This is a genomic window from Candidatus Pelagibacter bacterium nBUS_49 (genome assembly GCF_051200925.1).
GTDB lineage: Bacteria > Pseudomonadota > Alphaproteobacteria > Pelagibacterales > Pelagibacteraceae > Pelagibacter.
Genome location: NZ_CP172837.1, coordinates 853,721 through 871,482, shown reverse-complemented (window position 1 = coordinate 871,482; position 17,762 = coordinate 853,721). Strand labels below are relative to the sequence as shown.

Annotated in this window: 23 protein-coding genes and 1 riboswitch; of the genes, 5 read left to right on the top strand and 18 right to left on the bottom strand. The window is 29.1% G+C overall.

The window, feature by feature from the left end:
• The first annotated feature begins 35 nt into the window (after positions 1 to 35).
• Positions 36 to 518 carry a YbaK/EbsC family protein gene (locus ACIJYF_RS04830; RefSeq protein ID WP_435115615.1) on the top strand — a complete coding sequence of 161 codons (483 nt, stop codon included), beginning with the start codon at positions 36 to 38 and terminating at the stop codon, positions 516 to 518.
• On the top strand, positions 515 to 1,402 hold the full coding sequence (locus ACIJYF_RS04825; RefSeq protein ID WP_435115613.1) for a DMT family transporter: 888 nt from the start codon (positions 515 to 517) through the stop codon (positions 1,400 to 1,402). Before ACIJYF_RS04830 ends, ACIJYF_RS04825 begins: the two co-directional genes overlap by 4 nt.
• Here the strand turns inward: ACIJYF_RS04825 and ACIJYF_RS04820 are convergent.
• From ACIJYF_RS04820 to ACIJYF_RS04810, 3 genes are all read right to left on the bottom strand, one after another.
• A complete protein-coding gene (locus tag ACIJYF_RS04820; RefSeq protein ID WP_435115611.1) occupies positions 1,395 to 2,300 on the bottom strand; it encodes a homocysteine S-methyltransferase family protein in 906 nt (301 codons plus the stop codon). The genes ACIJYF_RS04825 and ACIJYF_RS04820 overlap by 8 nt on opposite strands.
• Positions 2,301 to 2,307: 7 nt before the next feature.
• Positions 2,308 to 2,371: riboswitch (SAM riboswitch) on the bottom strand.
• A 92-nt stretch (positions 2,372 to 2,463) separates the two neighbouring features.
• Entirely contained in the window at positions 2,464 to 3,054 is a 591-nt protein-coding gene (locus ACIJYF_RS04815; RefSeq protein WP_435115609.1) for a putative 2OG-Fe(II) oxygenase, read from the bottom strand.
• Between the two features lie 38 nt (positions 3,055 to 3,092).
• Positions 3,093 to 3,839 carry a sulfite exporter TauE/SafE family protein gene (locus tag ACIJYF_RS04810; RefSeq protein WP_435115607.1) on the bottom strand — a complete coding sequence of 249 codons (747 nt, stop codon included), beginning with the start codon at positions 3,837 to 3,839 and terminating at the stop codon, positions 3,093 to 3,095.
• Between the two features lie 14 nt (positions 3,840 to 3,853).
• Here ACIJYF_RS04810 and moaB point away from each other — a divergent pair, with 14 nt between their 5' ends.
• The gene (gene moaB, locus ACIJYF_RS04805) at positions 3,854 to 4,354 is read left to right on the top strand and encodes a molybdenum cofactor biosynthesis protein B (protein WP_435115605.1); all 501 of its coding nucleotides are present in this window, start codon (positions 3,854 to 3,856) and stop codon (positions 4,352 to 4,354) included.
• Here the strand turns inward: moaB and ACIJYF_RS04800 are convergent, their stop codons facing one another.
• From ACIJYF_RS04800 to iolG, 11 genes are all read right to left on the bottom strand, one after another.
• Entirely contained in the window at positions 4,355 to 4,600 is a 246-nt protein-coding gene (locus tag ACIJYF_RS04800; RefSeq protein WP_435115603.1) for a DUF1244 domain-containing protein, read from the bottom strand.
• Positions 4,593 to 5,177, bottom strand: coding sequence for a sulfite oxidase heme-binding subunit YedZ (locus ACIJYF_RS04795; RefSeq protein WP_435115601.1), 585 nt, complete (start codon positions 5,175 to 5,177; stop codon positions 4,593 to 4,595). The genes ACIJYF_RS04800 and ACIJYF_RS04795 overlap by 8 nt, the downstream gene beginning before the upstream one ends.
• A complete protein-coding gene (gene msrP, locus ACIJYF_RS04790) occupies positions 5,177 to 6,082 on the bottom strand; it encodes a protein-methionine-sulfoxide reductase catalytic subunit MsrP (RefSeq protein ID WP_435115599.1) in 906 nt (301 codons plus the stop codon). The genes ACIJYF_RS04795 and msrP overlap by 1 nt, the downstream gene beginning before the upstream one ends.
• Positions 6,069 to 6,521 (bottom strand): molybdopterin synthase catalytic subunit, encoded by a 453-nt coding sequence (locus ACIJYF_RS04785; RefSeq protein WP_435115597.1) that lies wholly within the window; start codon positions 6,519 to 6,521, stop codon positions 6,069 to 6,071. The genes msrP and ACIJYF_RS04785 overlap by 14 nt, the downstream gene beginning before the upstream one ends.
• Positions 6,521 to 6,790, bottom strand: coding sequence for a MoaD/ThiS family protein (locus tag ACIJYF_RS04780; RefSeq protein ID WP_435115595.1), 270 nt, complete (start codon positions 6,788 to 6,790; stop codon positions 6,521 to 6,523). Before ACIJYF_RS04780 ends, ACIJYF_RS04785 begins: the two co-directional genes overlap by 1 nt.
• A gap of 11 nt (positions 6,791 to 6,801) precedes the next feature.
• A complete protein-coding gene (gene moaC / locus ACIJYF_RS04775; RefSeq protein ID WP_435115593.1) occupies positions 6,802 to 7,347 on the bottom strand; it encodes a cyclic pyranopterin monophosphate synthase MoaC in 546 nt (181 codons plus the stop codon).
• A 1-nt stretch (position 7,348) separates the two neighbouring features.
• Entirely contained in the window at positions 7,349 to 8,341 is a 993-nt protein-coding gene (gene moaA / locus ACIJYF_RS04770) for a GTP 3',8-cyclase MoaA (protein ID WP_435115591.1), read from the bottom strand.
• 142 nt (positions 8,342 to 8,483) lie between these two features.
• Entirely contained in the window at positions 8,484 to 8,807 is a 324-nt protein-coding gene (locus ACIJYF_RS04765) for a GYD domain-containing protein (RefSeq protein WP_435115589.1), read from the bottom strand.
• Between the two features lie 166 nt (positions 8,808 to 8,973).
• On the bottom strand, positions 8,974 to 9,936 hold the full coding sequence (locus ACIJYF_RS04760) for an aldo/keto reductase (protein ID WP_435115587.1): 963 nt from the start codon (positions 9,934 to 9,936) through the stop codon (positions 8,974 to 8,976).
• A 19-nt stretch (positions 9,937 to 9,955) separates the two neighbouring features.
• Entirely contained in the window at positions 9,956 to 10,810 is an 855-nt protein-coding gene (locus ACIJYF_RS04755) for an SDR family oxidoreductase (protein WP_435115585.1), read from the bottom strand.
• Between the two features lies 1 nt (position 10,811).
• Positions 10,812 to 11,813, bottom strand: coding sequence for an inositol 2-dehydrogenase (gene iolG / locus ACIJYF_RS04750; RefSeq protein ID WP_435115583.1), 1,002 nt, complete (start codon positions 11,811 to 11,813; stop codon positions 10,812 to 10,814).
• Positions 11,814 to 11,950: 137 nt separating this feature from the next.
• On the opposite strand from iolG, the gene iolE reads away from it, so the two are divergent.
• Positions 11,951 to 12,853, top strand: coding sequence for a myo-inosose-2 dehydratase (iolE, locus tag ACIJYF_RS04745; protein ID WP_435115581.1), 903 nt, complete (start codon positions 11,951 to 11,953; stop codon positions 12,851 to 12,853).
• A gap of 5 nt (positions 12,854 to 12,858) precedes the next feature.
• Here iolE and ACIJYF_RS04740 read toward each other — a convergent pair whose 3' ends face one another.
• From ACIJYF_RS04740 to ACIJYF_RS04725, 4 genes are read right to left on the bottom strand one after another with little or no spacing between them, the layout of a single operon-like run.
• Positions 12,859 to 13,815 (bottom strand): hydroxyacid dehydrogenase, encoded by a 957-nt coding sequence (locus tag ACIJYF_RS04740; RefSeq protein WP_435115579.1) that lies wholly within the window; start codon positions 13,813 to 13,815, stop codon positions 12,859 to 12,861.
• 41 nt (positions 13,816 to 13,856) lie between these two features.
• Positions 13,857 to 14,846: a phytanoyl-CoA dioxygenase family protein gene (locus ACIJYF_RS04735; RefSeq protein ID WP_435115577.1), complete on the bottom strand. Its 990-nt coding sequence runs from the start codon at positions 14,844 to 14,846 to the stop codon at positions 13,857 to 13,859.
• Positions 14,847 to 14,860: 14 nt separating this feature from the next.
• Positions 14,861 to 15,730: a 2OG-Fe(II) oxygenase gene (locus ACIJYF_RS04730; protein ID WP_435115575.1), complete on the bottom strand. Its 870-nt coding sequence runs from the start codon at positions 15,728 to 15,730 to the stop codon at positions 14,861 to 14,863.
• The gene (locus tag ACIJYF_RS04725) at positions 15,731 to 16,675 is read right to left on the bottom strand and encodes a ketopantoate reductase family protein (RefSeq protein ID WP_435115573.1); all 945 of its coding nucleotides are present in this window, start codon (positions 16,673 to 16,675) and stop codon (positions 15,731 to 15,733) included.
• An 86-nt stretch (positions 16,676 to 16,761) separates the two neighbouring features.
• Here ACIJYF_RS04725 and ACIJYF_RS04720 point away from each other — a divergent pair, with 86 nt between their 5' ends.
• A complete protein-coding gene (locus ACIJYF_RS04720) occupies positions 16,762 to 17,730 on the top strand; it encodes a DUF1907 domain-containing protein (protein ID WP_435115571.1) in 969 nt (322 codons plus the stop codon).
• Positions 17,731 to 17,762 lie beyond the last annotated feature (32 nt).

Here is a 17,762-nt window from a genome sequence, read left to right as displayed (position 1 = left end):
GTATTTATTCAATATTATTTAATAAGATTTTCATAATGAACCCATTACTGAACAAAGAGCCAGTTAGAAGAGCTGAAAAAGCAATTAAAGCATTTAATTCTAATTTAGAAATTATTTGTTTGGAAAAAACAGCTCGTACTGCACAAGATGCGGCTACAGCTTTGGGTTGTAATGTTGGTGCAATTGTTAAAAGTTTGCTGTTTAAAACTGAGGATAATTTCATTCTTTGTTTAGTATCTGGAGATAAAAGATGCTCCTTAAATAAACTTAAAAATATCTTTAATTTTAAAGATGTTTCTATGGCACATCCAGATGAAGTTAAAAAAATTACCGGATATACTATTGGTGGAGTTTCTCCTGTAGGACATTTAAATAAATTAAAAATCTATATTGATAATAATTTAGAAAGATTTACAACCATTTTTGCTGCAGCTGGGCATCCAAACTGCGTATTTAAAATAGATTTTAAACAATTAACAGTCTTAACTGATGGTGAAAAAAAAGACATAACAGAATGAGACAACCAAAATTAATAGATTACATCTTATTAACAACATTAGCTTTGATTTGGGCTTCAGCTTTTTTTAATATTAAGATAGCCACTTATTCTTTTGGACCTGTAACAATTGCTTTTTTAAGAGTTTTTTTTGGGGCAATTCCTGTTTTACTTCTTTGTTATTATAAAAATATAAAAATTGAAGCTTTTTCAAAAGACTGGCATTGGTTTGCAATGATAGGATTTATTAATTTAGTAGCTCCATTTTTTTTAATAGCATATGGAGTTAAATCAGTCCAAAGTAACCTGGCAGCAATTTTAATGTCTACTACCCCTTTAAGCTCAACTGTACTGGGACATTTTTATACTAAAAATGAAAAGTTTAATTTAATAAAAACAACTGGAATTTTAATTGGTTTCTCAGGGATTGTGTTCTTATTTTCTGACAACCTTTTAATTGATGAAAATAATTTTGGATCAGCATTATTAATATTACTTGGCTCAACTTGTTATGTAATTGGTGGTGTTTTAACTTTAAAAATTAGTAAGAAAAAAAATGAAAATGTAACAGGCTCAATATTGATTTGGGCGATTATAATTTTAATTCCATTAGTAAGCTTTATAGAACAACCTTGGCAATCTATTCCAAGAACAGATTCTATGATATCAGCAATATACTTAGGACTTGTTCCAACTGGAGTTGCTTGGTTGTTAAGGTTTAGAATTTTAAAAAATAATGGTTTAATTTTTCAATCGCAAGTATCTTACTTAATACCAATATTTGGAACCATCTTAAGTTACATATTTTTAAAAGAATTAATAACAATTAAAGTTTTGATATCTTTAATAGCTGTTTGTATTGGTATTTATTTTGTTAAAAAAGCAGATAATAAAAAAACTATTTGAGTTTTGCGATTGCTGCAATATGAGAAGGTCTAGTTTCACAACATCCACCTAATATAGTAGCACCATTTTCTTTAAACTTTTTTGCAATTTCCCTAATATTTTCTGGTGTAAAATCATGTCTATGACCTAGGAATTCATTTGGATTTCCTCCAGAATTTTTAAAGAAAGAAGACGTATAACCATTTTTTGGTTTTGTTGTCATAAATCCATTTAATTTAAAACCAAATGGAACATTTAATTCTTTCATTTCCTTAAGATTTTTTTCATAATTTTCAGGAGATACACAAGAAAGCATGACGCCCAATAATTTGTCATCAATAATGGTTTTAATATCAGAAATTTTTTCACCACTTGGTAAGTTGGTTCCTTCAGATATATGAATACCGATCAGATAAGGTTTTTTAAATTCTTTGATGGCCTTAATTCCGCATTTAAACTCTTTAATACTACTCCACACATCAAAATAAAAAAAATCAACATAATCATTTAATAGCCTTGCTTGCTCATTAAATGTATTGATAATTTCTTCTTCACTTCTTTCATCCACTTCATAAGTTAATTCTTGAGGAGGTAGTCCACCAGCAATTAAAACATTTGGAAATTCTTTTTTTACTTTATGAGCAATTTCTCCAGCTTTTATATTTAGATACTCAAATTTATCTTCAATATTATTTTCTCGAAGCCTTTTTCGTCTTGTCGTAAAAGTCGTGGTAACAATTACTTCAGCTCCCGCTTTTACAAAATCTCTATGTGTATCTTGTAGTAATTGGTGATAATTTTTATCTAATATTGCATTGGCACTCCATAATGTTCCGTTAGGTTTCATTCCTCTAGCTAGTAGTTCTTGACCCATCCCACCGTCTAATACTCTTGTTTGTTTGAAAAAATTTAAGTCCATTTAATCCTCACTTTTTTAGTGCTTCAGCTTTTTGCTAGGCGCACAATATAGCTCAACTACCTTGCTTACTGATTTTATGTGGGAATTTTCTTTTTAGCAGTTAAAGCCCGCAATAAGATCAAATCGGCATTTAATTTATAAAACTTTAAAGACTAATTGTAAACTATTTTTTTAAAATAATTTTTGCATTGAAAGAAAAAGATCTTCGTTCACCTTCAATATTAAATGGATAAGCAGTATGCATTAAGTAGTTTGGAAAAATTATTAATTCTTTGATTTTGGGAACAACATTATAGATACTTTTACTTAAGAATCCTCTTTGACCATTAATAAAATCAATTGTTCCATTGGTTTTGACTTTCTTATTTTTTACCATTTTATTGCTAGTCATACCTTTGGGTAATTTCAGATAACCAACACCTGACAAATCACCTTCGTGGTAATGTATAGGGTTATATTCACCTTTAAATTGTCGAACCACCCAAAGATTTAAAATTTTTATTTCTTTGATTTCTTGTATTTTTTCATTTGATAAAAATTTGATAATATTTTTTTTTAACTCTTTATCTAAGTGTTTTCTGATAAATTTATCTGAAATTTTCAATTCTTTTTTAATTTGGCTTGCTAATTTTGAGCTGTAATCAATTTTTTTTGATTTTGATTTTTCATCAAACTCTTTGTTTAATATGTCAAAAAATTTATTTGAAATTCTTGCTTTACCTATTGATGGACCAAATGGTTTAATATTCTTCATTGTGTGATTAAATATAGTAAAAGACAATTAAATCAAGATTATGGTAATAACTTTAATCCCATTCTCATAGCCACAAAGATAACTAATAAAGATGTTATAATAGCTAGAGTTTTGCCGGACAAAAATTTTATATTCAAAAAATTTCCAATTTGCCCTCCTATTAACACCGCTATAAAAAGAGGCCAAAAATTTAAAAACTCATCAAATACAACATCTTTTGTTAATTGACCAGCTACACCAAATATTGAATTAATTAAAATGAATAAAGATGCGGTAGTAGCAATTTGCTTTGGATATCCTGCTTTCATTAAAAATAAAATTGGACTTAAAAATATGCCGCCACCAATTCCAATAATTCCTGAAGTAAAACCAATTATAGAGCCTATTAAGAGTGAAATGATTTTTGGGATTGATTTTATCTTAATTTGATCATCATTAAATGACTTGCTTTCAATCAATAAAAAAATTCCAGCAATGACTAATATCACAAACAATAATATTTCAAATAATTCCTTAGTGATAGACATTGAGGCACCAAAAAACGCAAAAGGTATAGAACCTATTAAGTATGGAGTAAGTAATTTAAGATTAAGATTACCAGATCTTACGTAGTTTATAGAGTTACCTGAAACAACAATGATATTGCAAATTAAAGCCAATATTGGAAAAATATAATATGGAATATCCCAAATCAGCATTAATGCTAGGTAGGTAGATCCCCCACCAAAGCCAACACTTGAATAAAATATTGCTGTTATAAAAAAAAATATTGATAATATAATCATACTCAAAACTTATTATGAATGTAAATATAGCTTTATTAACTGTAACAGATACTAGAACTTTTGATAATGATAAATCTGGAGCAATTCTTGTAGAAAAGATTAAAGAAGCTAATCATAATTTAATTGATAGAAAAATCTGTAAAGACAATAAAGAAGACATTGTTTTAATTTTAAAAGAATGGATCAATAAAAAAGATATTGATGTAGTTATAACTACTGGAGGTACGGGCTTAACAGGAAGGGATATAACCCCAGAAGCAATAGATGAAATTGCTGATAAACAAATACCTGGATTTGGTGAAGTTTTTAGAACTATAAGTCTTAAAACAGTAGGCACTTCTGCAATACAGTCTAGAGCTTGCGCAGTTTTAGCAAACGGTAAATATGTTTTTGCATTACCCGGATCATCTGGTGGTGTTACTGATGCTTGGGATGGAATTTTAAAACATCAATTAGATATTAATCACAAGCCTTGTAATTTTGTTGAATTATTCCCTAGACTTAAAGAAAAATAATTATTTTTGATATTTTTCTTTCCATTCTGTGTAAGGCATTCCATAAATATGCTTTCTAGCATCAGGATCAGATATAGTTATGCCCTTTTTTTCAGCTTCTTCCCTATACCATCTGGACAAACAATTTCTGCAAAAATTAGCTAAATTCATAAGATCAATATTTTGAACATCTTTTCTTTCATCTAAATGGTTCAATAACCTATCAAATGTAGCTGATTGAATTTCTTTTTTTGTTTTATCATCCATAATTTGTCTCTCTTTTTTTTATTTTAATTCTTAGGGCTAGCAAAACAAGTATAATTAACATGAAAATTAAAGGTTTAAAAAAAATTGTTTTTGATAGCCAAATATAATGAAGTGAACCAAAGATTGCTATTATGTAAATTAATCTATGTAATTTTTTCCAATTATGTCTTAATAGATTTACCATTTTTTGAGACGAGGTAAAAGCTAATGGAAATAATAATAACCAAGCTGAAAATCCAATAAATATATATTTCTTCTTTAAAACATCGTTAAAAATTTGCTGCCAATCAAGTCTATAGTCTATAACCACATAAGTAATTAAATGAATAGTTGCATAAAAAAAAACAAATAATCCCAACATTCTTCTAAACTTTATCCAAATAACTAAATTAGTAAATCTTTTAAGAGGACTCATTGCTAGAGTTAAGCAGATAAAAATTAATGTCCATTCACCTGTGTGATGAGTGATTTCTTTTACTGGTTCTGGACCTAATTGATTGAAATAAATCTTAGAGACAATTATTATGAAAGGAGTGAGACCTAAAATGAAAATACCAGGCTTTAAAAATTTATTCATTAAAAATACTTTTTTAAATCCATGCCACTATACAAATTAGCTACCTCATCTCCATAACCGTTAAACATTAAAGTTTTTACTCTTGGTGCAAAAATATCATTTCCAATAACTCTTTCAGTTGCTTGAGACCACCTTGGATGATTAACATCAGGGTTAACATTTGAATAAAAACCATACTCTCTTGGTGAAGCCCACATCCACGACGATGTTGGCATTTTTTCAACCAATTCTATCTTCACAATAGCCTTTGCACTTTTAAAACCATATTTCCATGGAATAAAAATTCTAAGAGGAGCACCATTTTGATTGGGCAGTTTTTTATTATACAAACCTGTGACCACTGTAGTTAATGGATGCATTGCTTCATCAATTCTTAATCCTTCTTTATAAGGCCAATTTAAAACTGGATATCGTTGGCCTCTCATTTGATCAGGGTCATAAACACTTTCAAATTTAACAAATTTTGCTTTGGAAGTAGGAGTGACCTTAGATAACAATTTACTTAAAGAAAAACCCATCCAAGGAATTACCATTGACCATCCCTCAACGCATCTTAAGCGATATATTCTTTCTTCAGACTCAATCGTTTCTGAGATTTCTTCCATAGATATTTTGATAGGATTTTCAACTTCACCTTCAATACTAATATTCCAAGGTTTTGTTTTAAAATTTTGTGAATTAATATATGGATCACTTTTAGAAGTTCCGAACTCATAATAATTGTTATAGGTTGTGATATCTTTGTAGCTTGTATATTTTCTTTCTTCTTGAGATAAAGCATCATTAGTAGAGAAAAATGAAGTCATTGCAATTGAACCAGCGCCTAAACCAATTGATTTAATAAATGATCTTCTATTTTTATAAATTTTTTCAGGTGTTATTTCTGAATATTTAATTTTTTTCATGAATTACAGGATTACCTTTTAGCCAGTTACTTTCATTATTTGTATAATGTTCTTTTTTCCAAATCGGTGACCTTTTCTTAATTTCTTCAATTATGTATCTAGATAAAATATAAGCTTCATCACGATGTTTACAGGCAACAGCAATAATAATACTTACTTCACCAAGGTTTAAATAACCTTTTGCATGTTCAATAAATACTGCTTTATCTTTGATATTTAGCTTTTGATCTGCTTCATTATAAATTTCTTCAAAACTCTTTATAACAAGTGCATCATGACTATCATAAGTTATTCCCAATACACTTTTATTATCGTTTTGATTTCTGACAGTTCCAGAAAAAAAGATTGATGCTCCAAATTCAGAAGATGAAATAAAATTTTCAGCTTCTAAAATTGAAAGTTTTTTTTCTTTTGTATCAATTACTTTTGTATGAAGCATTAACCTCCTCCGATAGGGGGTATAATAGCAATTTTTTCGTTACTTGTTATTTTATAATTGTCGCTGACAATATTGTTATTTTCAGAACAAAATGCAGATGAATTTACAATATTTTTAAAATTTTCATTACCCTTGAATTTTTTATCTAAAAATTCAACTATTTTATTTCTAATATCTTTAATTGTTGAATTGTGTTCAATATCTAATTCTATAAAATTTTGATCACTAAAATCTCGACTTGCTCCAAATAACTCAATTTGTATCTTCATCAATATTTTAATTAAAATATTTCTTTTAAAAAATTAGGTAGTCCATCAGGATTTTTCCATAGACCACTTTTTCCACCTTCTTTGATTAATAATTTTACATCATCGATTTTTAAATGGGGATTAACAATTTTACTTAAATCGTAAATAGTTATTAAGGCAGCATTTACTCCCATAATTGCTTCCATCTCCACACCTGTTTTCGCATATGCAGAAACAACACAAAATACTTCAAGTGAACTTTCTTTATCATGCATAATAATCTTAGTAGCAGTATGATCAATTGGTAGTGGATGACACAAAGGTATTAATTCACTGGTTTTTTTAACCCCTAAAACTGCCGAAACTTCAGCTAAAGCTACTGGGTCTCCTTTAGGCATTTCTTTATTTTTAATTAAATGAAAAACTTCTTTGCCAACATAAATTTTTCCAGATGCTAAAGCTCTTCTATGAGTTTCCTTTTTGGCTGAAACATCTACCATATTAAAAGAATTTTTTTTAAAAATTTCTTCTGCCCAATCTTTTAATTCGTTGTTTTTTATCACTTTTAAATTTTTCATATTAACCACCAGTAGTCGATAAATTCTTTGTTAAACCAGTTTCACCGATCTCTAAATAATGAGACTCTTTTTTAAAATTAAGCTGTTTTAAAATCAAATCTTTTAACTCATCGATTTGACTATCTTTTTGCATTAAGTGTCTAATATTTATTCCAGTATTACCAAACAAACATAATCTTAAATCACCTTTAGCCGTTATTCTTAATCTATTACAACTTTTACAAAAATCTTTAGAGTAGGGAGCAATAACACCAAATTTCCCTTGAAACTTTGGGTTTAAATAGTTTTTTGATGGCCCTGAATCTTTACCAAATGTTTGAATAACCCAATTATTGTTGTTTAAATAGTCTGTAAATTTTTTTGCAGGAACATGATAGTTGTTAAAATAGTCTAGATTATCTCCTGTTTGCATCAACTCAATATATCTAAAATCAATTTCATTATTTTTTACAAATTCAGCCCAATCATTAAAATCTTTCTCAGAGTCATTTACTCCTTTTAATAAAACAGCATTGATCTTAATATTTTTGAAATTTAATTTTTGTAATTTTTTAATACCTCTAAGAATTTCCTCTAATCTGTTGTGTCCCGTAATCTTTTTAAAAGTTTCAGCATTTAAACTATCTATACTAATATTAATTCCATCTAAGCCACTATTTTTTATATCATTTGCTATTTTATCTAATCTGTAACCATTAGTAGTTATTACAGTTTTTTTGATCCCTGAATTCTCTTTAATAATCTTAATAATCTCAAAAAAATCTTTTCTAACAGTCGGTTCACCACCAGTAAGTCTAATTTTTGATACACCAAGTTGTGACAGTGCTTTTGCTAATCTACCAATTTCATCAGTATTGATGAAAGTTCTATTATCACTTTTATCAATTTTATATCCATTAGGTAAACAGTATCCACATTTAAAATTGCACACATCTGTAATTGACAATCTAATGTATGGAAATTTTCTACCAAAGCTATCCTTAAGAATATTCATATACAATTACAATATATATATGATTTTATATAATATGAGTAAAATTCTTTAAGAAAAAAAATTATATAATCTAAAAAGATTGTTACTATTATAGAGATATTTAACTCCTCCTCTAAAAAATAGAGGAAGAGCTTTTTTGTAATTATTTACCTGGTTCTTTGTAGCCACCAACCATTTTGTTTGCAATTTTTGCAATACCATTCAAGTCAATAGCCTCTAATACAGTAAAGTCAGTTACAGCCCCACTCGAAACCGCAACCATTCCTGATGCAGCTGCTTGATCAAAAGTACCTTCGACTTCTACCATGAAATCATACTTGCCTCTTAAACCAGCATAGCCAGTAAGTTTTGCACCACCTGCTTCAGCTAAAGCTGTAGTAGCAGCTTTTCGATCTGTGTCTGGATTACTTACAAAGCCTCCAAGACCTTTATCCGTATATCTTCCTAGTATATAAAACTTAGCCATTAAGACCTCCTTTTAATTTGACTAATTAAAATAGAAAAACAGCGTCATTGCAATAGATATATATCCACAGCATTTTTTAACTTTAAATTAATGTATTTTTTAACTGTTAAGTCGTACCATTTCTTTAAACTCAACTTTATGTATAGTTTATTTGTAATCTTTTAAACTATCCTGATGTGAAAACTCTTTCAGACTCTGGGTCATTAGTAGAAAATGGTAGTTTTGATATTTCATCCCAAAATTCACCAGAAATTTCAGCATTTGCCCAAGCCAAATTTTTTTCTATGCTTTCAACACTAGTTACACCACATATCGTTGAGGTAATTCTATTATCTCTTAAAGAAAACTGAAGTGCAGCTGCTCCTAATTCCACATTATGTTTTTTGCAAACTTTTTCAAACTCACGAGCAGGGGCTAATTTCTCTTCCGTAGCATCCTGATAGGTTACTTTTTTAAAGTTGTCAGGACCTTTTGCTAAAACACCACCAGCGTAAGGAGCAGCATTGAAAATTGATATATTTTTACTATGAGCATAATCATACATTTCATTAGCCTCTCTATTTATTAGAGTATATCTGTTATGATTAATTATCACGTCAAAATCCCAATCTTTTAGCAAAGGAAACATAATATCTACTTTACCCATTGCAACACCTGCTGCTTTAGCAAGACCTTCATCTTTAATTTTAAATAACTCATCCATTGCTCCATCTTTTTTTGTAATATCAGTAATGTCTTTTGCATATTCTGGATCATGTAAAAATAAAATATCAACAGAGTCTACATTTAACGTTTTTAAACTTTCTTCTAATGATTCTCTAACTCTATTTTTATCGAGAACTAAGGTGTCCATATTTCTGTCTAGTTTTGTAGATAAAAGAAAACCTTTAGGCCATCCTCCATTTTCTTTAATTGCTTTTCCAATTCTTTTTTCACTTTCACCCATTGCGTAATTTCTTGATGTATCAAGCATATTAACAGGCCCTTGAAAAAATCTATTTAGAGTTTTTTGAGCCCTATCTTCAGGCACTTCATAACCGTATGTGTCTGGCATACTTCCCAAAGAGGATGTTCCAAAACTCAATTCTGTAACTTCTAAACCAGTATCTTTAATTTTATTTTTTTTCATTATTTAATTTAAATTAGGCTCACTCACCTAAAATACTATCATCTAATATTTTGGTGTCATATGCTGAATATGAATGCCATCCTGCAACCGTTTGATCAAAATCAACAATGCTTCCGGTCATAATTCCAAACTCATCTGAACATAAGAAAGCTAAGATCTTTGCAACATCCAAAGGTTTGTTTAATCTTTTAAAAGGAACTTTTGGTTCAGCTTTTTTTAGCCAATCATCATCTGCGTTGTGAAATTTTTTTTGAATTACGGTTTCTGCTGGTGTGTCTGTCCATCCCAAATTTACTCCGTTTACTCTTATTTGATGCCCGGAAACTGAATTTGCAACATTTTTAATCATTATTGCTAATGCTGCTTTAGAAGAACTGTAAGCAGTTAAGAAAGGCATACCACTGTATCCGGCCATTGATAAAATATGAGCAATAGTTCCTTTTTTTTTATCTCTAATCATTATTTTTATAACATCTTGCATCATAAAAAGAGGAGCTTTTACATTTACATTAAAATTTTTATCATAATTTTCTTCTGTCGTGCTTAAGATCGTTCCTCTCTCAGTAAAAGCGGCAACATTTATAAAACTATCTACAGTATTAAATTTTTTATCAGTCTCAGAAACTATTTTTTTACAGTCTGTAAGTTTCTCTAAATCTGCTTGAACATATAAGCATTCTGCACCTATGCTTTCTATCTCAGATTTTACTTTATTTCCTTTATCACTATTTCTTCCACAAATAGTTATTCCTTTAGCACCTCTACTTGCTAGTAATTTTGCGGTCTCAGCTCCACTTCCTTGAGTACTTCCTGTTACAATTATTATTTTATCTTTAAATTGGTTAGATTGTTCAGATATATATTTATTAGACATATTAGAATTTTATATCTATTACTTTACCACTTTCAAACGATTGATATGCTGCGTTAGCTATTATCAAAGCATTTCTACCATCTTCAAATCCCACCAAAGGTTTTGATTTATCCTCAACACATTTTACAAACTCATTAAATTGATCTCTGTAAGCTTGCTCGTATCTTTCAATAAAAAAGAAATGTATAGGTTCTTTTTCATCAGTAGATGTATTTGTATATCTTTGTATGGATGTAGGGGTTTGATTGTTTGAAATTACCATACCTTTACTACCAAAAACCTCTACTCTTTGATCATACCCATATACAGCTCTTCTAGAATTATTTATATGAATTAAAACTCCATTTTTTGACTTTAGAATAAACATAGCAGTATCCAGATCTTTTTCTTGTTGCACATTTTTATCAAATAAAGCATCTCCAAATGCAGATATTTGAACTACAGGATCATCCCCTAATATAAATCTAGTTAAATCAAAATCATGGATAGTAGTATCTCTAAAAAATCCTCCTGCAGCTTTTAAATAATCAATTCCTGGAGGCTCAGGATCTCTACTTGTAATAACAACCATTTCCAATTCACCAATTTCTTTTTTTACTTTTGCCTGTCGCGCCTTTGCATGACTGGCATCAAATCTTCTATTAAAACCAATTTGAATAGGAACGTTTGTTCCCTTAATATTTTCCATACACTCATTTACTTTATTGATATCTAAATCAATTGGCTTTTCACAAAAAATTGCTTTTCCAGCTTTCGCTGCCATTGTAATAAATTGAGTATGAGTTGGAGTAGCCGATGCTATTAGAACTGCGTCTATATCGTCAGCCTTTATAGCTTCTTCTGGTGAAGATGCTATTAAACACCCTGTTGATTTTGATATTTCTTCGGCAAACTGAGAATTAACATCATATACATATTTTAATTTTGCTTTTGGATGTAATGCTATAAATTTAGCATGCATTTTTCCAATCCGTCCTGCTCCCATTAAAGAAAAGTTAATCATAAGAATTTACAACAGAATTAAAGATTGAAATCAAGAAACAATTTTTCAAGATGAACTAAATATGAATTATAAAGATAATTTTCTTGATGCACAAAAGATCATAATTTAGAAATGCATTTAATTTTTAATAATTTTATATGTCAATTAAATTAGGAATAGCACCAATTGCATGGAGTAATGATGATATGCCTGAATTGGGAGGTGACACTCCTTTAGAACAATGTTTGTCTGAAGCTAGTCAGGCAGGATTTATTGGAATTGAGTCTGGTGGTAAATTTCCAAAAAAATCAGAAGAATTAATTCCCAAACTTAATAAATTTAACCTAAATCTTTGCTCAGGTTGGTATGGAGCGAATTTAAGAACAAATAATGTAAATGAAGAAAAAAATTTAATTCAAGATCAGTTAAAACTTTTTAAAGATTGCAATTCACCTTGTATGGTTTTTGCTGAAGTTTCTGATTCAATCCAAGGAGATCCAAATCGAAAATTATCTACAAGACCTCAAATGGATCTTGAAAAGTCTAAAAAATACTATGAAAAAATTTCAGAAATGGGAAAATATCTTGAAGATGAAGGGATGCCACTTGCTTACCATCATCATATGGGCACCGTAATAGAGACTGAAGAGGATACAGTAAGATTGCTTGAAAACACGCATGATAGTGTAAAACTTACATTAGACACTGGTCACATGTTATTTGCTAAAGGAGAGTCGTTAAAAATATTAAATGATTTTAGTGAAAGATTAATTCATATGCATTGTAAAGATATTAGAAAAAATGTTTTAGAAAAATCTTTGAAAGAAGATTTAAGTTTTAGAGGGGCATTTTTAGAGGGTGCATTTACAGTTCCAGGTGATGGGTGTATTGATTACAAGCCTTTGTTCGATGTATTGAAAGAAAAAAATTACTCAGGTTGGTTAGTGGTAGAAGCGGAACAAGATCCTTCAAAAGCAAATCCATTTGAATATGCAAAGATTGGCTATAAATATTTAACAGAAACTCTTAAAAAAAGTAACTTAGAAGTTTTTCAAAACTAATTTTTTTATAATTTTACAATTTTAGATTTTTCTAACTTTTGATCAAAAAAATCAATAATATTTTGTATTGTCTCTTTACCCATTCTTGTCATGCATTCTTCAGTAAAAGCTGCTGTGTGTGGACTTAGAAAAACTTTATCGTTTTTTAATAATGGATTGTTAAGTTCTGGTGGCTCAGTTTCAAAAACATCTAAACCAGCTCCAAAAATTAAACCTTCATTTAAAGCCTTATCTAGATCAACTTCATTTACAATACCACCTCTAGCCGCGTTAATAATAATACAATTATTTTTCATTGTTTTTAGTAAATCATAATTGATTATATTCTTAGTTTTATCATTTAATGGAATATGAAGAGATACAGCATCCATAGTTTTGCAAGCATCTTCCATACTATCAACCTTGATACCACCTAAATTTTCAATAACATCTTTAGAAACAAATGGATCATAGACAAAAACTTTCATTTCAAACCCTAGACATCGTTTTATTAAAGATTGACCAATTCTACCGAAACCAGCAATTAGTATATTTTTACTCCAAAGTTCAACAGTTTTTGGCAATTTGTTTCTATCATTAAATTTTCCTTCCTTAACAGTGTCATCATACATAGTTTTTCTTTTAGAAATATTAAGGAGCATAAACATTACATGTTCAGCCACAGCTACTGCATTTGCTGTTGCTGTAATTGCAAGTGTTAAATTATTTTTTTTAGAAGATTCTAAATCAATATTATCGTAACCAACACCGTGTCTAGAAATAATCTTTAAATTATTTGCTGCTTCAATTACATCCCCAGTCAATTTTGCTGTTCTTATCGATACTCCATCACAGTCTTTAATTTTAGATTTGAGAAAATCAGGATCTACATTTTCAACAATTTCAAATTCGTAATTTGTATTATTTTTAAGCAATTCAATACCAGCTTCATGTATAGGCTGTATAACTAAAATTTTTTTCATAAACTCTTATACACAAATATATATTTTATAAAATTATTTATTTAAAAATTAATTAACTTAGATAGATCTCTTTTTTTATTTTTGAATGTAGGTAAAGAATATTTAAAGGCATATTTTCTAGGTATACATTTTTCTTTAGCTTTTTCCCATAGAGCAAGCCATTGTTTAAAATTTGAAATAGTAATATTTTTTTTATTTTTACTTTTTACATAAAAACTAGGTAATGGCTCTCGACCAGAGGTTTGACCTGCTTTATTATATCTGAGATCAGCACTTATTCTAAAATTATTTGATTTATTAGGAATAGAGCAATGTGCAGAGTGTCGGTGTAGCAAAACTATATCTCCCACATTAGCTTCTAAGTATGCTACTTTTTTTGAATTAAGTAACTTTGCATCTTTAATTTCAACTTGTCCTCTGTAGCCAGAGTGATGATTTAATAATCCTAATTTATTTATTCCAGGAATAGTAATCATACAGCCATTTCTCTTAGTTGTTTTTGTAAAAGGTATCCATACTGTTAAAAGTTCAGTTTTTTTTTGACCTTTAGCTGATAGTACAGCGGCATCTTGATGCCAAGGTGTCCTTCCGCTTAAACCATCATTAATTGATTTTTTAGGTAATGTTTTTTCTGGTTGTTTTATCCTTGTATTTTGAACTGGGTTAGAAAGTATTTCTGGGCCAAGTATTTTCTCAACGACTTTAAGTATTTTTTTATGTTTAATTAAATTCCAAAGAGAATGACTTGCAAAGTAATCGCTATCTTTTTTAACATGGTCTCTAGGTAGTCTTGTATTGAAATACTGATCTAGATCAAAAATATTAAGAGAAGATACAAACTTATATTTTTTTTCAAATTTAAATTTTAAAGCTTTTGATATTTTTTTTTTAGGAGAGAATTTATGAATCAGTCTATCCATTACATATTCCATGTCATTTAAGACGGGTTTCAGATCATTATCAAAATTTAAAACATTTTTTACTATTGAGTATCCCTGTTCTTCAAATTTTTTTTTAGTCAATGATTTCATTTTTTAAACTTATATTAATTTGTAGTTGGAATAGTAAGATAATTTGCATCATGAAAAGATGTAAGCATTTTTTTTTTATTTTTAATTATGTAGGGATAATAAGGAATATTATTAAATTTCCAAATTACTGGCTTATTCAGGGCGTAACTTCCATAAATAAAAAACCTTTTAGAACAATTTTTTTCAATAAATCTTTTTACACCATGATAAGAGTTGGGAGTTGATTGAAAAAAAACAGCTGTTCCTTGCTTAGGTGTAAACTCCTCCACAATTTCAAGTTCACTAATTTTAGGAAATCTTCTGAAGCTTTTTCTTAAGTTCTTTTTTGCCTTTTTTTTATAAATAGTTAGTGATCCACCGTTCTTTTTTGGAATATCTGTTAAGTAAATTAAAAAATTATATAATCTTGTAATGTCATCTCGATGTGGTCTTAATCTGTATCCACCTTTTGAAACAGAAAAATCAATATCTAAATTTACTTTTGGGTTTGAGTAATTATTCCCAAGCATTTTTTGAAGTTCACTTGAGTTTAATTTTTTTTTAATAGTAAACTTTTTTTGATTAAAGATTTTTGGAAGATTTGAGTTTTCCCAAGAGCCATCTTTAAAGTTTTTTTTAAATATACTTTCAATTTTTTTATAGAAAGATTTACTATTAAAAACTTTAAAGAGTTTTTCTGAGGTTTTTGATTTTTTAATATAATTATTAAAATTTTTAGACCCTTTATTTATTCGACTTCTCCCACCCATGATCATGTCATCAAAAGATTTGGAGTTACTGATTTCTTTAATTAATGTTTTACAAATACTTTTTGGAATAACATTACTACCTACTAAAACTGGAAAATTACTTTTTATTTTTTTTAATTTCTCAATTTTTAGCATTTAGCTATACATTCCCTCCTTAACTTTGATCATTTTATACATTAAATCGTTTAGAGGAGTTTTTATTCCATGTTTTTTTCCAAGACTTGAAACCACACCATTTATAAAGTCAATTTCAGTTTTTCTCTTATATTGAACATCAAAAGCCATAGACGATTTATTTGTTTGGTTTGAATCTACAATTTTATTAAACATAAATAGACACTCATCCTCAGATACCTCAACACCATCTGCTAAAGCTACTTGTCTTGTCTCTAATATGATTTCTTTACCAAGAGATCTTGAAACATTATTTGCACTATTATTAATATATAAATCTGTGTGATGTAGATCAAAAATTGCAGATAAAGGACCAATTGCAGTTAATGCAAAAAGTTTCATCCATTTTCTTTTTTTTACATTATCTGCCGCAATTGTCTCTAAATTATATGCTGTGAAAGTATCAGCTACCTCTTTAACTCTTTCACTCATACCTCCCTCGTATTCTCCTATCCAAGATGGTAAAGCTGCGTGGTTCATTATATGTCCAGGTCCCAATATATTTGATGCTTGAGTTGTTGTTCCACCTAAAACTTTTTCAACTCCAACAATTTTTTGCATAATAGCCTCATGTCCAAAACCATTTTGAAAAGACATAAAAACAGTTTTTTCACCAATGATATTTATAATACTGTTGAGAGCTGGCTCTAGAACAGTTGCTTTGCACATTACTATTACTGCATCAACAATACCTACAGATGAAGGATCGGTTGTTGCTTTAACTTTTATAAATCTATCTCCACCATGACCATCCATTTTAAGGCCGTTTTTATTTATTGTATCTACATGCTCTTTCCAAACATCTATTAGAATTACATTTAGCCCTTTTTCAGCTAACAAACCTCCAAACAAACAACCCATTGCACCAGCGCCTAAAACTGCAACTTTTAAATCTTTATTTATCATTATCCCTTTTTAAAATTAATTTATGTATAGATATTATATATATTATCTATAGACATCTTGCAAAATAAATTATAGCTTAATTAATAATGCAATTAAAAATAGAAAAATCAAAATTTAAAGAATATTCATTAGATAAAATCTCTGAAGCTTTGCAAAAAGGATTATCTGATAATTATAAAGTTGCCGAGGTATCTATAGCTAATTGTCCAAATTTGAGGGATTGGGGCTGTCCATCTGAAGGCATAAGTGGTAATCAAAAAATTATAGATGTTGGTGGCGAACCTTACATGCATGATCCCAAATTTATTGGTGCTGAATTTGATTATGAGGAAATTTCTAAAATGATTGGATCAGAAAAAAGTTATGCTTTAGGTGCTGGCTCAGGTGCCATGTCTTGTTTAGAAGGTCACTGCGGTGAATTAGTAATTAATGAAAATTTAATTACTTCTGAGTCAAAATCAATTATCGCTCGAGTTGGTTCAAATAAAGAATGTATTGCTGAAAAATATACAGCTAGAAAACATGGTGGCTTAGGCAACGTTTTTTATACAGATGGGGTAAGAGGAAAAGTTATCAAAATTAAAATAAAAGGAAGATCTGGTGAACAGGGCTCTTTACCTCAAGCAATGAGAAAAGCTTTGTCAGACAACTTAAAAATTGAGGGCAATGATCATCTTGCATTAGCGGGCGTTTTTAGAATGTTAAAAGGAAAAATTAAATCACATGTTCAGCCTGATTATGCTGATATTAAGCATGAATATTATGATCCTAAACAAATGAAGTGTGTAAAAGATTTTTTACAATTTTATGAACCTGTGGGACCAGAATTGCAAGGTTACAGCATACTTTGGACGGGCGACCCAACAGGAGGAGATCTTAATTTAAGAGAGTCTGGAGAGCATACTCACTTCCACTCTTATACAAAAGAAAATATTGCTGGACACTATCACTTTGATGTAACTCCAGAAGAAATAGAGTATGAAGGGTATTTTAATACTGCAGATGAAGTGCACAGAGTTAACAATATATATAAAGAATTAAGCAATAAAAAATAATATTAATTTAACTTTCTTTAAGATAACATTTG

What these genes read in the sequence shown, in the direction of transcription:
- ACIJYF_RS04830 (WP_435115615.1), top strand. Translation starts at nt 36, where the DNA reads ATGAACCCATTACTGAACAAAGAGCCAGTTAGAAGAGCTGAAAAAGCA.
- msrP (WP_435115599.1), bottom strand. Translation starts at nt 6,082, where the DNA reads ATGAAAAAAATTAAATATTCAGAAATAACACCTGAAAAAATTTATAAA.
- moaB (WP_435115605.1), top strand. Translation starts at nt 3,854, where the DNA reads ATGAATGTAAATATAGCTTTATTAACTGTAACAGATACTAGAACTTTT.
- ACIJYF_RS04815 (WP_435115609.1), bottom strand. Translation starts at nt 3,054, where the DNA reads ATGAAGAATATTAAACCATTTGGTCCATCAATAGGTAAAGCAAGAATT.
- ACIJYF_RS04795 (WP_435115601.1), bottom strand. Translation starts at nt 5,177, where the DNA reads ATGAATAAATTTTTAAAGCCTGGTATTTTCATTTTAGGTCTCACTCCT.
- ACIJYF_RS04740 (WP_435115579.1), bottom strand. Translation starts at nt 13,815, where the DNA reads ATGAAAAAAATTTTAGTTATACAGCCTATACATGAAGCTGGTATTGAA.
- ACIJYF_RS04730 (WP_435115575.1), bottom strand. Translation starts at nt 15,730, where the DNA reads ATGCTAAAAATTGAGAAATTAAAAAAAATAAAAAGTAATTTTCCAGTT.
- ACIJYF_RS04800 (WP_435115603.1), bottom strand. Translation starts at nt 4,600, where the DNA reads ATGGATGATAAAACAAAAAAAGAAATTCAATCAGCTACATTTGATAGG.
- ACIJYF_RS04820 (WP_435115611.1), bottom strand. Translation starts at nt 2,300, where the DNA reads ATGGACTTAAATTTTTTCAAACAAACAAGAGTATTAGACGGTGGGATG.
- ACIJYF_RS04825 (WP_435115613.1), top strand. Translation starts at nt 515, where the DNA reads ATGAGACAACCAAAATTAATAGATTACATCTTATTAACAACATTAGCT.
- ACIJYF_RS04720 (WP_435115571.1), top strand. Translation starts at nt 16,762, where the DNA reads ATGCAATTAAAAATAGAAAAATCAAAATTTAAAGAATATTCATTAGAT.
- iolE (WP_435115581.1), top strand. Translation starts at nt 11,951, where the DNA reads ATGTCAATTAAATTAGGAATAGCACCAATTGCATGGAGTAATGATGAT.
- ACIJYF_RS04735 (WP_435115577.1), bottom strand. Translation starts at nt 14,846, where the DNA reads ATGAAATCATTGACTAAAAAAAAATTTGAAGAACAGGGATACTCAATA.
- ACIJYF_RS04780 (WP_435115595.1), bottom strand. Translation starts at nt 6,790, where the DNA reads ATGAAGATACAAATTGAGTTATTTGGAGCAAGTCGAGATTTTAGTGAT.
- ACIJYF_RS04725 (WP_435115573.1), bottom strand. Translation starts at nt 16,675, where the DNA reads ATGATAAATAAAGATTTAAAAGTTGCAGTTTTAGGCGCTGGTGCAATG.
- ACIJYF_RS04755 (WP_435115585.1), bottom strand. Translation starts at nt 10,810, where the DNA reads ATGTCTAATAAATATATATCTGAACAATCTAACCAATTTAAAGATAAA.
- moaC (WP_435115593.1), bottom strand. Translation starts at nt 7,347, where the DNA reads ATGAAAAATTTAAAAGTGATAAAAAACAACGAATTAAAAGATTGGGCA.
- moaA (WP_435115591.1), bottom strand. Translation starts at nt 8,341, where the DNA reads ATGAATATTCTTAAGGATAGCTTTGGTAGAAAATTTCCATACATTAGA.
- iolG (WP_435115583.1), bottom strand. Translation starts at nt 11,813, where the DNA reads ATGATTAACTTTTCTTTAATGGGAGCAGGACGGATTGGAAAAATGCAT.
- ACIJYF_RS04765 (WP_435115589.1), bottom strand. Translation starts at nt 8,807, where the DNA reads ATGGCTAAGTTTTATATACTAGGAAGATATACGGATAAAGGTCTTGGA.
- ACIJYF_RS04760 (WP_435115587.1), bottom strand. Translation starts at nt 9,936, where the DNA reads ATGAAAAAAAATAAAATTAAAGATACTGGTTTAGAAGTTACAGAATTG.
- ACIJYF_RS04785 (WP_435115597.1), bottom strand. Translation starts at nt 6,521, where the DNA reads ATGCTTCATACAAAAGTAATTGATACAAAAGAAAAAAAACTTTCAATT.
- ACIJYF_RS04810 (WP_435115607.1), bottom strand. Translation starts at nt 3,839, where the DNA reads ATGATTATATTATCAATATTTTTTTTTATAACAGCAATATTTTATTCA.